Origin of the sequence: Streptomyces sp. TSRI0281 (genome assembly GCF_001905125.1) — a bacterium.
In the GTDB taxonomy this organism is placed as follows: Bacteria; Actinomycetota; Actinomycetes; order Streptomycetales; family Streptomycetaceae; genus Streptomyces.
This window is the reverse complement of sequence record NZ_LWLE01000037.1, coordinates 49,266-63,363: the sequence shown is the minus strand read 5'-3', so window position 1 is coordinate 63,363 and position 14,098 is coordinate 49,266. Positions and strand designations below refer to the sequence as shown.

15 protein-coding genes and 1 pseudogene are annotated in these 14,098 nt (G+C 68.1%); 10 read left to right on the top strand and 6 right to left on the bottom strand.

What is annotated here, in order from left to right; genetic code table 11:
• Positions 1 to 565: 565 nt before the first annotated feature.
• A complete protein-coding gene (locus A6A29_RS39240; protein WP_338012918.1) occupies positions 566 to 1,069 on the bottom strand; it encodes an NADPH-dependent F420 reductase in 504 nt (167 codons plus the stop codon).
• A 39-nt stretch (positions 1,070 to 1,108) separates the two neighbouring features.
• Here A6A29_RS39240 and A6A29_RS39235 point away from each other — a divergent pair.
• Positions 1,109 to 1,377 (top strand): annotated as a pseudogene (locus A6A29_RS39235) (winged helix-turn-helix transcriptional regulator); the annotation flags it as partial.
• A gap of 96 nt (positions 1,378 to 1,473) precedes the next feature.
• Here the strand turns inward: A6A29_RS39235 and A6A29_RS39230 are convergent.
• Positions 1,474 to 2,142: a hypothetical protein gene (locus tag A6A29_RS39230; RefSeq protein WP_143197150.1), complete on the bottom strand. Its 669-nt coding sequence runs from the start codon at positions 2,140 to 2,142 to the stop codon at positions 1,474 to 1,476.
• A 378-nt stretch (positions 2,143 to 2,520) separates the two neighbouring features.
• Positions 2,521 to 3,021, bottom strand: a complete 501-nt coding sequence (locus A6A29_RS39225; RefSeq protein ID WP_198953559.1) for an alpha/beta fold hydrolase — start codon at positions 3,019 to 3,021, stop codon at positions 2,521 to 2,523.
• Between the two features lie 483 nt (positions 3,022 to 3,504).
• Here A6A29_RS39225 and A6A29_RS39220 point away from each other — a divergent pair, with 483 nt between their 5' ends.
• From A6A29_RS39220 to A6A29_RS39210, 3 genes are all read left to right on the top strand, one after another.
• Complete coding sequence (locus A6A29_RS39220; RefSeq protein WP_073728267.1) at positions 3,505 to 3,807, top strand: hypothetical protein; 303 nt, start codon at positions 3,505 to 3,507, stop codon at positions 3,805 to 3,807.
• 49 nt (positions 3,808 to 3,856) lie between these two features.
• Positions 3,857 to 4,303 carry a hypothetical protein gene (locus A6A29_RS39215; protein WP_241838815.1) on the top strand — a complete coding sequence of 149 codons (447 nt, stop codon included), beginning with the start codon at positions 3,857 to 3,859 and terminating at the stop codon, positions 4,301 to 4,303.
• Positions 4,304 to 4,875: 572 nt separating this feature from the next.
• On the top strand, positions 4,876 to 5,436 hold the full coding sequence (locus A6A29_RS39210; RefSeq protein WP_073728263.1) for an SMI1/KNR4 family protein: 561 nt from the start codon (positions 4,876 to 4,878) through the stop codon (positions 5,434 to 5,436).
• A gap of 461 nt (positions 5,437 to 5,897) precedes the next feature.
• Here A6A29_RS39210 and A6A29_RS39205 read toward each other — a convergent pair whose 3' ends face one another.
• Positions 5,898 to 6,254 (bottom strand): hypothetical protein, encoded by a 357-nt coding sequence (locus A6A29_RS39205; RefSeq protein WP_073728261.1) that lies wholly within the window; start codon positions 6,252 to 6,254, stop codon positions 5,898 to 5,900.
• 291 nt (positions 6,255 to 6,545) lie between these two features.
• Between A6A29_RS39205 and A6A29_RS39200 the strand changes: the two genes are divergently transcribed.
• The 3 genes from A6A29_RS39200 to A6A29_RS46125 all read left to right on the top strand — a co-directional run bounded on the left by A6A29_RS39200 (position 6,546) and on the right by A6A29_RS46125 (position 7,600).
• Complete coding sequence (locus tag A6A29_RS39200; protein ID WP_073728259.1) at positions 6,546 to 6,878, top strand: hypothetical protein; 333 nt, start codon at positions 6,546 to 6,548, stop codon at positions 6,876 to 6,878.
• Positions 6,879 to 6,907: 29 nt separating this feature from the next.
• Positions 6,908 to 7,087: a hypothetical protein gene (locus A6A29_RS39195; RefSeq protein WP_073728257.1), complete on the top strand. Its 180-nt coding sequence runs from the start codon at positions 6,908 to 6,910 to the stop codon at positions 7,085 to 7,087.
• Positions 7,088 to 7,219: 132 nt separating this feature from the next.
• Entirely contained in the window at positions 7,220 to 7,600 is a 381-nt protein-coding gene (locus tag A6A29_RS46125; RefSeq protein WP_079183217.1) for a cupin domain-containing protein, read from the top strand.
• Positions 7,601 to 8,027: 427 nt separating this feature from the next.
• Here A6A29_RS46125 and A6A29_RS39185 read toward each other — a convergent pair whose 3' ends face one another.
• The gene (locus tag A6A29_RS39185) at positions 8,028 to 9,458 is read right to left on the bottom strand and encodes an amidase (protein ID WP_073728255.1); all 1,431 of its coding nucleotides are present in this window, start codon (positions 9,456 to 9,458) and stop codon (positions 8,028 to 8,030) included.
• 126 nt (positions 9,459 to 9,584) lie between these two features.
• Between A6A29_RS39185 and A6A29_RS39180 the strand changes: the two genes are divergently transcribed.
• The 3 genes from A6A29_RS39180 to A6A29_RS39170 all read left to right on the top strand — a co-directional run bounded on the left by A6A29_RS39180 (position 9,585) and on the right by A6A29_RS39170 (position 12,024).
• Positions 9,585 to 10,256: a TetR/AcrR family transcriptional regulator gene (locus tag A6A29_RS39180; RefSeq protein WP_073728253.1), complete on the top strand. Its 672-nt coding sequence runs from the start codon at positions 9,585 to 9,587 to the stop codon at positions 10,254 to 10,256.
• A gap of 91 nt (positions 10,257 to 10,347) precedes the next feature.
• Positions 10,348 to 11,019 carry a HEAT repeat domain-containing protein gene (locus A6A29_RS39175; protein WP_073728251.1) on the top strand — a complete coding sequence of 224 codons (672 nt, stop codon included), beginning with the start codon at positions 10,348 to 10,350 and terminating at the stop codon, positions 11,017 to 11,019.
• Positions 11,020 to 11,022: 3 nt separating this feature from the next.
• A complete protein-coding gene (locus tag A6A29_RS39170) occupies positions 11,023 to 12,024 on the top strand; it encodes a MerR family transcriptional regulator (RefSeq protein ID WP_073728249.1) in 1,002 nt (333 codons plus the stop codon).
• Between the two features lie 107 nt (positions 12,025 to 12,131).
• On the opposite strand, the gene A6A29_RS39165 is transcribed toward A6A29_RS39170, so the two are convergent.
• Positions 12,132 to 13,784 carry an alpha/beta hydrolase gene (locus A6A29_RS39165; RefSeq protein WP_073728247.1) on the bottom strand — a complete coding sequence of 551 codons (1,653 nt, stop codon included), beginning with the start codon at positions 13,782 to 13,784 and terminating at the stop codon, positions 12,132 to 12,134.
• Positions 13,785 to 14,098: the final 314 nt, after the last annotated feature.

Below are 14,098 nucleotides of genomic sequence, written 5' to 3'. Positions count from 1 at the left end.
CGCACAGAATTCAATGGCCGACCCCGAAGCGGCCGTCGCGGCGCGCAAGAATCGCTTGACTTCTCGCGTGAGGCGTGCGCAATGGGTGGCGCGAAGAAAGTCGTGGGGGCTTGAGAGGGGCTCCCTGCTCACCTTCGTATTGACGAAAGAGGAGTTCCGTACGTGAGGGTCCGCGGCATGTCGAAGATGTGTGCCGCGGGTCCGGTCGCCCCAGGAATGCCCTGGGGAGTCGGGGTGGCCGACAAACCGGTCCCGGCCCCAAGGACGTGTTGGCCAACGTCGGGGCAGCGGGTCTACATCGACCCGTTCTTCGCGTTCGGGCACCTGCCACCAGCGCCGATGAGCACGGCAGGGCCCTGCCCGAACGGCTGCCTGCGCGGATACATGGCGGCGACGCCGAGTCCCCCACGGCCGAGGCCGATCAGGCGATCATGCGGCGCGAAGAGAGTCAGCGCCTCTCCCGCATCACGCCGGTCGACCGCGGCATGCCGGGCATCTCAAAACCTGGACGACAGCTTCGTTGAGAAGCGGAGGGCTGCGCAGGCGGAGTCGGCTCTTCCTGGCCTCATCGAGCGATCGTCATGCCGAAGGGCACTGGTCCCAGCGCACGGACGAGACCGCTGACCATCAGCACGAACGCCTCGGGTACCCGGGCGGTCCTCACGTCTCCGAGGTCGGTGATCCACTCCGGCGGCCAGCCCAGCTCGGCAAGCAGGCTGCCGACGACCTTCTTGGCGTCGGCACCGTTGCCGGACACGAAGGCGGAGGGAGCGATGGCCAGTTCGGCCGGGTCGGCCATGACCGAGTCGTGCATCGTGTTGAGGGACTTCACCACGCGTACGTCGGGCAGCGCCCGCTGAATCTCCTCGGCGAGGCTGCTGCCCGGATACAGGGGCGCCGATGCGAAACCGGCGGAGTCGAACTCGGTGGCGTTGGCGACGTCGACCAGGACCTTGCCCGTCAGCTGTGGGGCGAGGCCGGCGAGCGCATCCAGCGACGCCGAGCCGGGCATGGCGTTGATGACCACCTCGGCCGACCCGGCCGCGTCCTGCGAACCAGTGACGCGTATCCCGGAACCGGCCCGGTCGGCGGCTGCCTTCTCAAGGAACTGGCCGAGGGCCCACGCCGCTATGGAGAGCTGGCTCGTGCGATCGCAGGGGCAAGCCAGAAGATGCTCACACAGACTTTGCGTCGCCTCGAACGCGATGGACTGCTCTCCCGCACGTCACCCCGGCCGTGCCGGTACGCGTGGACTACGCGCTGACCCCACTGGGGCAGAGCCTGGTGCCCGTCATCCAGGCCGTGACCCGCTGGGCCGAGCAACACATCGAACAGATCGATGTCGCCCGCGAGGCACATGCTGCCCAGCAGCGCTGAATGACCGGCCCCGGCACTCGCCCGACCCGGTCCTGATCACCTCGGCACCGACCTGACTGGTGCGGAGAGGCTTACGGAGCCGAGGGTTCGAAGCCGTCAATCCTCCTGATCGTCCAACCTTGCCCAGGTGTAGCTGTCCATACGGTCGTGAGGCCCGATCCTGGAGAGTTCCGAACCGTCGCGCCCTACAGCCACGATGAGCGGCCGTACCCCCACGTGGCCCCTGGACGGGGACTTCCAGACGACGATGAGTCTGCCGTGCCGGGGCACATCGGCCCTTCGGCCGCCGACGAGAAGGTGATCCACTTCGGCCGCCACCTGGAGTTCGTTCGATCCGACCCACGGAGCCGTCCCGATGAAGTCCGGATGACGATGCTGCAGACGGTAGGCATAACTCAGAACACCCGCGCCTCCGCCGAGCTCGATCATGCCGACTTGCCCCGGCCCGCCCGCCGCCAGCCTCTCCCCGGACAGGTCACCACCCGACGCGCTGCCACTGCCTGTGTCCTGCCACTTCTCGCCGCAGCGCTCGATCAGTGCGGTGTGCGTCTCCGCCCTCGCGGAGCCGGGACGCCGGACGAGCCAGACTGCTCCGATACCCGCGTCCAGGTCGACGTCACCCGACACCAGGGTCAGCCAGCGGCGCGGCATCCAACCAGGCTGCGTGACTTCGCCGTTGACCACGCGTCGGATCACTCGCGGCAGAATGATCTCCATCCAGCGGTCGTTACGGCGCATCCGACGCAGTTCCGCGCGAGTGGACATGTACACACGGTACCCAGGGGCGAATCCCGCCGCACCAACGGCGCCGACGCGCTCTGACCCCCGCCCCCAGGTGCCCGCGGCAGGCGCCCCCACGCCGCCGGCCCGCCAGATGCCGGACGAGCGGCGGAACGAGTTGTTCGCCGCCACGCCTGGAGCCGACATGGCCGGCTCCAGGGGCCTCTCACGAACTGATGCGGGGGAGCCCGGCTCACAGGCGCGTGCCTTCGGGACTCTTCGGCCGGTGTGCTGTCCCCCATTGCGATCAGTTCTTCGCGGCGTGGGTACAGCGGCTCCCGGCGCTCGGGAGTTTCCGCTCAGTGAGGTAGTCGTCCTTCTCACCCAACGCGCTGCGGATCGCGTCCATGTAACGGACGACGCTCAGGGTGTCGGCATGGTCGAAGACCGGACCGCGTGGCGTCGGCAGTCCTGACGTAATGCCCGGTTGTACGTGGCGAGTCGCTCGAACTCCGTCTGGTTACGGGGGTAAGTCGACGGCGCTTGGTTCAGCAACTCCGTTGAGCACGTGACCGGTTGGCTGCCTCCGACACCTCGTGGATCGAACCCGACGATGTCGAACCTCTGCTGAACATCCGCGCCGAAGTGGGACGTGGCACGCCGTACGGCGAAGTCGACCCCCGAATCGCCCGGTCCACCCGGGTTGACCAGCAGCGCACCGACCCGGCGATCCGGATCGGTCGCCTTGCGGCGGGCCACGGCGAGATCGAACTTCTCAGCAGACGGGCGTGCCCAGTCGATGGGCAGGCGCAGGGTCCCGCATTCCGCTGCGGCGTCCTGGGGGCACGGTTTCCAGTCGATGGCCTCCTGTGCCGTCGGGCTTCTGCCGGGACGACCTGCACTCGCCGCCTCCACGCCCGGCATCGAGGCTCCGGCGAGTACTCCAGCGGTGAGCACTCCGGTGAGCACCCTGAAGAGCGGTTGCATGAAGTCCTTTCCGAGATCTCAGAAAATGGATCACGGGGTTGTCCCCTGGACGAACGTGCCAGCGCGCAGCCCGGGTCACAACCGCGCGAGACGGGAATCAGGGAAGGCACCGGGACGTGGTCAGGGCTGTCCTCCGGGTGGCGTCCCAGGGGTTGCCCCTCTTGAGCCCGACTCCCTCCCGTGTTTGCGCCCGCCCATGCACTGGCCCTCCCGCAAGGGGTCTCCCGCGACAGCCCGGCCCGCTCGTGCCTGGCCTGGAGTGCAGCTTGGCGTATGCGGTACCGGTGACGCCCTGCGGAACGTGCGCGGAGACCGTTGCCTTGTCACTCCACTGAACGTGGGCCCAGGACTTGTTCTCTTGTGAAGAAGTCCACCATCTCTGACGGGCGGTGGCACTCGTGTGCACCGTAGGGCCGGAACATGCCGAGCGAGGACAACCCGGACCTCTCTGTCAAGCACCGGCAGGGCTGCGCGGACGTGTATGACTTCCTGGATCGGATCCGTCTCCGGCCCGGTGCGTGGCTGTCCGGGCCTTGGCGACACCAGCCCGCCGGGTTGGGCACAGACGTCGAACGCAACCTTCCCGACGGCTCGACTCCCGTCGAGGAGTTCTTCCGGTTCTTGGACACCTACCGGAGCGATGTGGCGCAGAAGCCGGCACCGGTCGCCGCGACGACTAGGCTTCATGGCCATGTGCAGGGGAGGGGGCAAGGTGACGGCTGATCTTCGGTTCGGCTGGGAACTCATGGGGTCAGGCTGGGCAAGGTGCCGTATGACTGACGGGACTTCGGAGCGAACGGACCTCGTCAGCTACTGCACGGATGCTCTTGCCGACTTGCTCTACAGCTTTGCGGCTCTTTACGGACCTGGCACTGTCCACCGGTTCTCCTTCGACCTCGAACCGGCCGAAGTGAGGTGGGTTCTTCGAGGTGAGGGATCGGACGTAGACATCGCGATCTACTTGTTCCCCGATATGTCAGCGAGCTTCGATGCCTCCGACGACGATGGCACTCTCGTATGGAACTCCAGGCTGGAAAGAGGCGCCCTGAGCCATTCCATCGTGGAAACTGCACAGTCGGTGCTGCGGTTCCATGGGGAGGAGGGCTATCGAGCCAAGTGGATGCAACATCCTTTCCCCATCGCCGCACTGCAAGACCTGCGCCGCATGCACGTGCGAGACGACGTGTGCGATACCCAGCACGACATGTCGCTCCCGTAGCCGGCCGCGAGGGTGCGCCTCCGGGTGAACTTCAGCTCAGTTCATGATGTTGAACGAAGGAAGCCAGGTCTCTGTTCCAGTACGCCCCTGCGCCCCGAATCGTGGCGACGTCACTTTCGGAAAGCGACTATCGGCTGTACGGGAAACGATCTTCATCCGGTCTCTTCCCGTCGCGGTCGACGCCACTCGTGAACCACCCGCCCCTGCGGTGGGATTTGGGGCGGGTGCCTCGTTCGTCAGCGCGCTTTCGTCGCTGTAAATGGGGAACTGGGAATGCCGCGCATCGGTGCCGTCCGGGGCAAGGCCGCCAAGGTGCTCAGCCTGCTGATGGACGCAGGCTGACCATGGGTAAAGTCCGGTCCGCCGACGCACTGCGGGCCGCGGTCGTCGGGTTCACCGGCCTCCGCCCCGGCACCCGTGCCTGGTCCTCGTCGCGGTCGGCACCGTGGGCGCACTGTGCGAAGACTGCCGACGGGGGAACGCCATGCGAAACGTGTGGGATTCCTCAAGGTCCGTCGCCGAGCACCCACGTATCCGCGGGCGTTGTCACTACGAGGTGGTATCTATGCCGCATGAACATTGATCAAGCTGATCCTGCCGAGCTGGCGGCGCTTCGTGCGGCGTTCGATGTCGATGAGGGCGGCGGGTCGGCTCTTGGCTGGGAGGCAGTCCATGCATTCGAGGCAGAACACGGAATCGTGCTGCCCGAGCCGTATCGGACCTTCGTCGCTGAGATAACGGACGGTTCGCACTCGGGGCCGCCCGAGTACGGGCTGTTGCCGGTGGCGGAGCTGCCCGACGACTGGGGCGATGACGAGCAGGAACGCGACGTGAGTAAGCCGTTCCCGCTGGCGGCGGCATGGATGTGGGAGGAGGACCCGGACCGGACCGAGGATGCCGACGAGATCTTTGCGCAGGTCTACAACCACGGCACGGTTGTGCTCGGCACCGACGGATGCGCGATGAACTGGCATCTCGTTGTCGCCGGACCTCACCGAGGGCACGTCTGGCTGATCACTGACGTCGGAGCAGTCCCTTTCGGCGAGCAGTTCGGGTTCACCACCGCTGAACCCGGCTTTGCCGGCTGGGTCCAGCACTGGGCAGCGAACAAGCCCTGGTATGACGCTGAGTGACTCTCCAGGTGCGGGGGCGTCGCATCAGGTTCTTGATCGCGCCCCGTCTCGTATCCGCGCTCTGCACGCTGACGGAAGACTCCGGGCGGGGGCTTCACCCGCAGCCCCCTCGATTCACCGAAGAAACGGTTACTGCTCCGACGGCAGCGGGTTGGCCGCGAGGGCCGACTGGCGGGCCTGGGGCTGGCTGATTCCGTCGGTGCCGCTGTGGCTGCGGGGAGCCGTCCAGACGAAGAAGTCCCGCAATTGTTCGTACGGCGCGCTGCCTCGCCGCCGATCTCCCCGCCGCGGTCTCGCCCGCACCCTCGGCATCCCCGTCACATCACCACGAGCCGCCGCCGGAGGCAGGGCGGATGGGCAGCCGGGATCAGCCGAAGGAAGAAGCGCAGAAGATCTCCTGTCACCGAAGGCTGAGGGGGCATCACGGTGCTTCGGGCCATTGCCGAGACCTGTGCACCGGCTCAGGCAGCGAACCACGGAACACGGCAAGCGTGGGGCGCCATTCCTTCCGGACACAGAGCTTTGATCACTGTCTTGCGGATCGCTCGCCATGTCCGCAGGGAACACTCCAGGTGGACGCGCAGTTCAACGGCTTCCCGCTCGCCGCTGTTCTGGCCAGGGTGTTCGAAGGCCCACTGTTCCGCCAGAGAGTCGTACATTTCAGCGGTCGTGAGGTCGCTGTCAGGATAGGTGCGCGCAACGTTCGCCCTGATGATCCGGGCGCTCCGGGAAGCTGTGGCCCCGTCGACGAGCTCCCTGACCCATGCCAGCCCCTGCTCGTCCGCGTACAAGCCGAACCTCAGAATTCGCGTCGTCATGATGGCACAAACCTACTGATCACCAGCCTTCAGCGACAACCTTTAACGCACCACGACCGACGACGGCCTCAAGAGCGGATCGAAGGCCATCCCGTCCGACCCCGACTGCTCCGGGAGCGGGCGACAGCGTCGACGGGGCCCAGCCGCGGTCGTTGATTGCCCCGCTACGGGAGGCGGGACATGCACTCCATGCCAAGGAAGCGTGCACTCTCGGTCAAGGACTTCTCGGCCCCCGTGATCGACAGTGGAACCGCTTCGCGACATGGACGCATCAACCCAACGGAGGAACGCATGTCCTTTCAGCGTCGGATAGCAGCGGGGGCGACCACCCTCGCGCTGGCGGGCGCGAGCCTGGTCGGCCTCGCGATACCTGCTTCGGCCGCCCCGCCCACGATCCAGGACTGCTATCACGAATACGTGCAGGGCAGCCTGGGACACCTGGGAGCGGCCGTCACCTGTCAGGGCGGGTCGAACGATTGGTTCTACGGCTCTGTCAGATGCCAGCGCTTCGACAATGGCGATCAGTACGACCACCACGGCCCGATCGTGCGGGCAGGACAGACCTCGACAGCGTGGTGTGACTACAACGCCAAGGTTGCCGAAGTGTGGTACACCCCGGCCTGACCAAGGCGCGTCGTCGGCGTGGCGGGTCAGTGGGCCGCCACGCCGACGGCCTGGCGGCCCACGGTGCCCGCGACCTGGTTCCCGCCGACACCATGACGGCTCCGGTACGCGAGCACAAGGAGGACCTGCAGGCCCCTGCCGATGTTCTGATCGCCGCCGGTGCGGTCATCGCACCGGCGGCGACGGGCGTCGAGGCAGATGACATCTGACGGCCGAACACGGGTCCGGTGGCCGCGTAGGGGCGCCTGCTCGGTCTGTGGCAGCCGTCGCGAAACGGCACTGCCTCCCAGGTAGTGTTGCGTAGCTCATCATCACGACGCCATTGATCAGGGAGCCAGCCCATGACCATTCGCCCCGTAGTGCGTCGCAGCGCGCAGGGAACGACCGAGCAATGGTCGGATGAGCGCGGAACGCTTGAGTTCACAACGATGATCGGCGACGGACTCACCCCGACCGAAGAGCTGACAGGAGGGACGTGCCGCGTCCCTCCTCACAGCTCGTTGCACAGGCACAGTCACGCGGCCACGGAGATCTACTACATCCTCAGCGGTTCCGGGGTCGTCGACCTCGCCGGCACCGCGCACGATGTCGGCGTCGGCGCCATGGTCTTCATCCCTTCGCACTGCGCTCACGGAATCACGAACACCGGCAGCGTGGAGTTGGAGTTCGTCTTCATCTACGCAGCTGATTCCATCGAGGACGAACGCACGACATACGCCTGAGCCCACAAATGACGCTGTTGCTCCGGGCTGGGTGTGACGTGGAGGCATCACCGAGGCAGTGTCGGCGCCGATCTGGACCGGGGGAGGCCGTGCACTGCGCACGTCACGTCCGTCTTACCTCGCCAGCATCCACCGTGAGGAGTCGCACCGGGAGTTGCTGCAAGCGGAGGTGAGTCCGGGTTGTCGTGGCGGGAGCGGGGGTCTTTCGGTGGGGAGCACGGCTGCTGGGGCGGCGGCCCGCGGCCAGTTCACCGATGAGTGCGGCTCACCCCCCACTCGCAGCCTGTGCGGCTACTCACCACGCTACGTTGCCGGTGAGTGCCGCTCACCATCCCGGCCGAAGGTCCGCGCACGAAGTGCCTCACACCCTCGCGCCGGAGTTATGTGTAGCGAGCCGAGCGTGCGCACCCCTTCAGGGCCCACGTACTCAAGCAGCCCGGCCTCCCACGCGCGGGTCGACCGGTGTGAGAACTCCGAGCCGGTCCTCGATCGCCTGGGCCGCCTCCAGGCACAGGTCCTCCCGGAACGCGCGCCCGACGATCTGCACTCCGGAAGGGAGCCCGTCGGCTGTCCCCGTCGGTACGGCCACAGCGGGTACGCCCACGAAGCTGGTCACGGTGCACAGACGCATTCCCGACCCGACCCGCTCCCTGCCCGACCTGTCACGTGACTCCAGCCCAGGCTCGACCGGTGGCTCGGTGAAGACCGGGCCGAGCAACAGCGGGTACTCGTCGAGGAATTCGGCCCATGAGCGGCGGATGTTCATCCAGGTGCCCATCAGTTTCATGAACTCGGCCGCGCTTGCGGGCGGGGTCTGCTCCATCGTCATCTCGATATAGCGGTCCCCGCCCTTGCCGAGCAGCTTGCGGACCATCGGCCAGGTCGGGGCGAACTCGGTCACGGTGATCCGGCCGTACACCTCAAGGGCCTCGTCCATACGCGGTACGTCCGGCACCTCGCGCACGTCGTACCCGGCGTCGCGGAGCGCGTCGGCCGCGGTCGTGACGGCTGCGCGGACCGTGGGGTGGACGCCGTGACCGCCGGGGTCCGCCACCACCGCGACCTTCACCGGCCCGACGAGCGGTTGGCCGTAGGCAGGCACCGGCACGGCGCGTGGGTCTCGCGGATCAGTCCCGGCCAGCACCTCGTAGGCAAGCCGAAGATCACCCACGCTCCGGGCCAGCGGGCCGTCGGTGACCAGTATCTGGGACGCCGGGCCGGGGTCCTCCGGGCCGAAAATACGGTGGTCGGCGGGGAACCGGCCCGTGGACGGCTTCAGCCCGGCCACGCCGCAGAACTGGGCCGGGATACGCACCGACCCGCCGGAGTCGTTGCCGAGTCCGAGCGCCGCCATGCCCGTGGCGACGGCCACGGCGTCGCCACCGCTGGAGCCCCCCGGGGTCCGGCTGCTGTCCCACGGGTTGACCGTGTCGCCGAACAGCTCGCTGCGCGTGTGCATCCCTGCCAGGATCAGTGTGGGGATATTGCTGTGCCCGATGGGGATGGCCCCGGCCGCGCGCAGCCGTGCCACCGGGGGTGCGTCGGCCGACGCCACCAGATCACGGAAGCGCTCCGAGCCGAACGTAGTGGGCACGCCTTCGATGGCGGTGCTCTCCTTCACCGTGAAGGGGACGCCCGCCAGGGGACCCAGCGCTTCACCGGCGGCCCGCCGACGGTCCATCTGTGCCGCGGCCTCACGTGCGCGCTCCGCCAGGAGCTGGGTGACCGCGTTCATCTGCGGGTTGACCTCGGCGATGCGATCCAGATGACTGTCGACCAGTTCGACGGCTGAGACCTCCGCGCTGCGCACAGCCTCTGCCTGCGCGGTGGCCGGCATCTTCCACAGGGCGTCCTGCATGGCTCTTCCTCCCTCATCCACGTACCAATGCGCTTGCATCGGAACCGTACCCCTGGAACCGATACGAGCGCATCGCATAAAGTGCGACGCAAAGCAGAGCACTGTGAAACGAAGGAGGTGACGGGCATGCCCAGGCAGGTCGATCATGTGAGCCGACGCCGTCTCATTGCCGAGGCCGTCTGCGAGCTCGCCGACGAACGCGGGCTGGAGGGTGTGACCCTTCGCGACGTCGCCTCCCGCGCGCAGGTGTCGATGGGCGCCGTGCAGCGGTGCTTCCGTACCAAGGAAGAGATGCTCGTGTTCGCGCTCGGGCACATCGGCGACCGGGTCATCGAGCGTGTACAGGCCCGCCTCGTCGGGAGCCCGGCCCAGTCGGCCGGCACCGCGCTGGGGCACGCGGTCACCGAGATCTCACTGCTCCGGGAAGAGCACCGCGCCGAGGCCAGGGTCTGGCTCGCCTTCGTCGCGCAGGCGGCTGTCAGCGAGGCGCTCGCAAAAACGCTGAAGGCGAACTACGCAACCCTTCAGACGACGTTCACCCGTCTCATCTCGGAAGCCGGTGAGGGCGCCGACCGCGCCGTGCCCCTCGACCCGCAACGCGAGGCCCGCACCCTGCTCGCCCTCGCTGACGGGCTCACCGCGCACGTCCTCATCGGCCACCTCACTCCGCAAGAGGCACACGACGTCCTCCACGCGCACCTGGCCAACCTCTGGGAGCAACCGGTCCGGCCTCCTCGTGCCACCGTGGAGTCATCGTCGTCATGGAGTGCCCCTCCGAGCGGCCGAAGGGGGAGTTGAAGATGGTGCGGTCCGTACTTCAAGGAGCGGCGGCCCTGTTTGACCTTGACACAGTGACAGGGCCTTTACTGCTGCCGAGGAGGTGATCTCGATGACGATCACGAGACAGGACACAGACGCGGTACGAGCGCTCCAGGGGCTGGAGGACGGCCGTCCGTCCGTGCGACTGCGGGCCGCACTGGCTGTCGGCACGACACCTGACCCGCGCTTCATCGACAAGCTCATCGAGCGATGTGCGATCGAGCCCGAGTTTTACGTCCGCGACATGCTGACCTGGGCGCTCACCCGCCATCCGGCGTCCCTGACGCTTCCCGAGCTGCTCCGCGAAGTCCGCTCGGAGCGCGCGCAGGCACGGAGCCAGGCGCTGCACACACTGTCCAAGATCGGGAACCGGCAGGCGTGGCCGGTGATCACACGGGCGCTGCTGTCCGACGCCGACGACGGGGTGGCGCGGAGCGCCTGGCGGGCCGCGGTCGTGCTCGTACCGGAGGGCGAGGAGTCCGGGTTGGCCGCGATGTTGGCGACGCAGCTCGGACGCGGCGGGAAGGAGACGCAGCTGAGTCTCAGCCGGGCACTGGTCGCGCTGGGTGAAGCGATCGTGCCGGCTCTGTGTGCTGCGACGACGGCTCCTGACCCGCGCGTGTGCGCGCACGCGCTCGCCACGCAACGGCTGCTGCGTGAGCCGGACGCCGGATTCGAGTTCGCGATCGAGGAGGCCAAGCGCATCGTGGCCCTCGGCGGGGCCGGCCAGGAGGGACAATAGGTCGTGTTGATCGGTGAGGTGGCCCGACGGTCCGGGGTCAGTGCCCGCATGCTCAGGCATTACGAGTCGCTCGGCCTGGTGCGGCCTTCGGGCCGTACGGGCTCCGGCTATCGGGAGTATTCCGGGGAGGACATCCGGCGTATCTTCCACATCGAGAGCCTGCGGTCGCTGGGGCTGTCGCTGCGCGAGATCGGGTGCGCGCTCGAAGATCCCGGTATACCTTCGGCGCTCGTCGGCGACCTCATCCGGCAGACGCACGAACGCATCGCCGCGGAGACCGAGCTGCTCACACGGCTGCGCCGGATCGATGCCGCCGACCCCGCAGACTGGGAGGACGTCCTCCAGGTCGTCGCGCTCCTCCAAGCACTGGGGTCGAAGAGCGCCGACGCGCGCCAGCGTGCGGCCCTCTCCGCGGCCGACGAGATTCCGGTGCCGGTGGAAGCCCTGGTCGAGGCGGCACTGAGCGAGACGGAGCCGAACGTCGCCGGAGCCCTTCGATGGGCGCTGGCGCGATCGGGCGACGGCGGCCCGGCGCTGCTGGCGGAAGGCCTCGGCTCACCGGTGGCAGCGGTGCGGGAACGCGCCGTTCGGTCCCTCGCCGAGATGCCCGGTGACGAGGCCACCGCGCAGCTGCGGGACGCGCTGGCCGGTCCCGACGTCGTGGTCCGCGGGTACGCGGCTCTGGCTCTCGGGACACGTGGAGTGGCCGATGCGGTCCCGACGCTCATCGACATGATCGTGGAGGGAGGGAACGACACCGATGCGGCCGACGCACTGAGCGTGCTGGCGAGTGACGGGGCGACGGCGGACCGGATCGCGACAGGGCTCGTCGACCGCCTCGCCCACGACAGCGCACAAGCGCCCGCACGCGGACGACTGACCCAGGCGCTGGCGGGCATTCCGGGGACGACGGCCTCACGTGCCCTCGTGGAGCTGTCGCACGACGGGGACCGTGCCGTCGCGCTGACTGCGGCGTACCTTCTTCAGCTACGCGACACACGGTGACGGACCTCTCCCGGGTGCCGCGTACGCGGTGCGGACGGGGCGGGACCTGTCGGGAGGTCCCGCCCCGTCTTCAACGGGTCATGCGGCAATGGGCCGTACGACCGGGCTCAGAAACGGTCAGGCGCGCGCTGCGGGAGCGGAGACCCGGGGCGCACGTCCTGCTTCTGGTTCTTCCGTGCCTCGGCGTTCGAAGCGGCCGTCGCCGTACAGGTGACGTCCTTCGCGGGGAGCTTGCCGGTGAGCAGGTAACCGGTGACCGTGCCGTCCGTGCACGCGTTGCCGTTCGGGTAGACGCCATGGCCCTCGCCGCCGAGGACGGTGACCATGCGCGATCCCTTCAGGTTCGCGTGCAGGGCCTGACCGCTGGGCAGCGGGGTCTGCGAGTCCCACTCGTTCTGGACGACCAGGGAGCCGACCTTGTTGTTCACCTTGGTGGCCGGTTCCACGGACTTGTCCCAGAACGCACAGGGCTTGATGCTGGACGTGAAGTCACCGTAGAGCGGGTACCGGCCCTTGTCCTCGATGGCTTCCCGCCGGTAGGTCTCGGGATCGCGGGGCCACGCGGCCGAGTTGTCGCCGCACACCACGGCCCAGAAGCTCGCCGTCATGTTGTCGGACGGCGCCTCGGCCGCACCGGCGGCGGCGCCTGCCGCCCCGGCCTTCCCGGATCCGGCGAACGCCGCGAGCTTCTTCGCGGAGGCGGGTACGCCGGCCGCTGCCTTCTTCAGCTCCACGATCGCCTCGGTGGCTTCCTGGGGAGAGAAGACCGCTCCGCGCATGCCGCTGCGGATGTCATCACCGGTGACCGGCTGCCCGTCCACCTCGATGGGCTTGTCGTTGGCCTGCGCGACCAGGTTCCAGAAGGTCCGGTCGACCTTCTTCGAGGTGTCACCGAGGTCGTACTTCTCCGAACGCCCGGCGGCCCAGGCGGTCCACCGGTCGAACGCGGGCTCGGCACCCTCCGCCCACCACTGGACCATCCCTCGCCAGGCGCGCGCCGGATCGACCGCGCTGTCCAGCACGAACCGGTCGGCCCGGCCCGGGAAGAGCTGGGTGTAGACGGCGCCCAGGTAGGTGCCGTACGAGTAGCCGACGTACGAGATCTTCTTCTCACCGAGGACCGCCCGGAGCAGATCCATGTCGCGCGCGGTGTTGCGCGTGGTGATGTGGGGGAGCGTGTCGCCCGCCTTCTCTCTGCACTTGTCCGCGACCGCGCGGGCCCAGGCGACGTCCTTGTCGAACGTCTCCTCCTTGTACGGTCGCAGCCAGTCCTCCTCCTCCGGCGTCAGGCCGCAGGAGACCGGGGTGCTGCGACCCACACCACGCGGGTCGAATCCGATGAGGTCGTACTTCTGCTGCGCTGACTTGGGGAGTCTGTCCTGCATCCCCAATGGCATGTAGATCCCTTCTCCACCCGGGCCGCCCGGGTTGGAGAGCAGGACACCGCGCCGCTTGTCGGGCGCGGTGCTCTTGATCCGGGATATCGCCAAGTCGATCCGCTTGCCCCCGGGAACCCGGTAGTCCAGCGGGACCTTGATCGTGGCGCACTCGAACGATGCCGGGGCGTCGGCTTCGCACCGCTTCCACTGCGGCTTCTGCTTCACATACCGGTCCAGCGCGCTCCTGGCGGCGGACGAGGACGAGGACGCGGTCGACGGGGCGGCGGCCGGAGCGGCGGTGGCCGTCGAGGTGGCGAGAGCGGGAGCCAGCGTGGCTGTGACACTCACGGCCAGCAGAGGCACGAGACGTCGTCTGCGCACGATATGGATTCCTTCCGGTCTTATGTTCGGACAGGAAAGATCCTTCAGGACCGGTCATGCCTCCGGATCCCCCCGCCGGGGTGCACCTCCCTCCACCCAGGGAATGACACAACGGTCGTGTGTGGTCCCGAAGTTGTAGGGGGAGCGATGCGGAAGCCTGACGGGGCGGCGTCGGGTCCGAGCCGGTCAGGGGGTTCGTGCGGGGCGGCGGGCAGTCCGGTGATGCCTGCTGGAGGGATGGGGCGCGTGCCGGCGCGGGACAGCGCCGCGAGCGCGGCCCCGGACGGCCGTCGGGCGCGTCCCGCCTGCTGCTG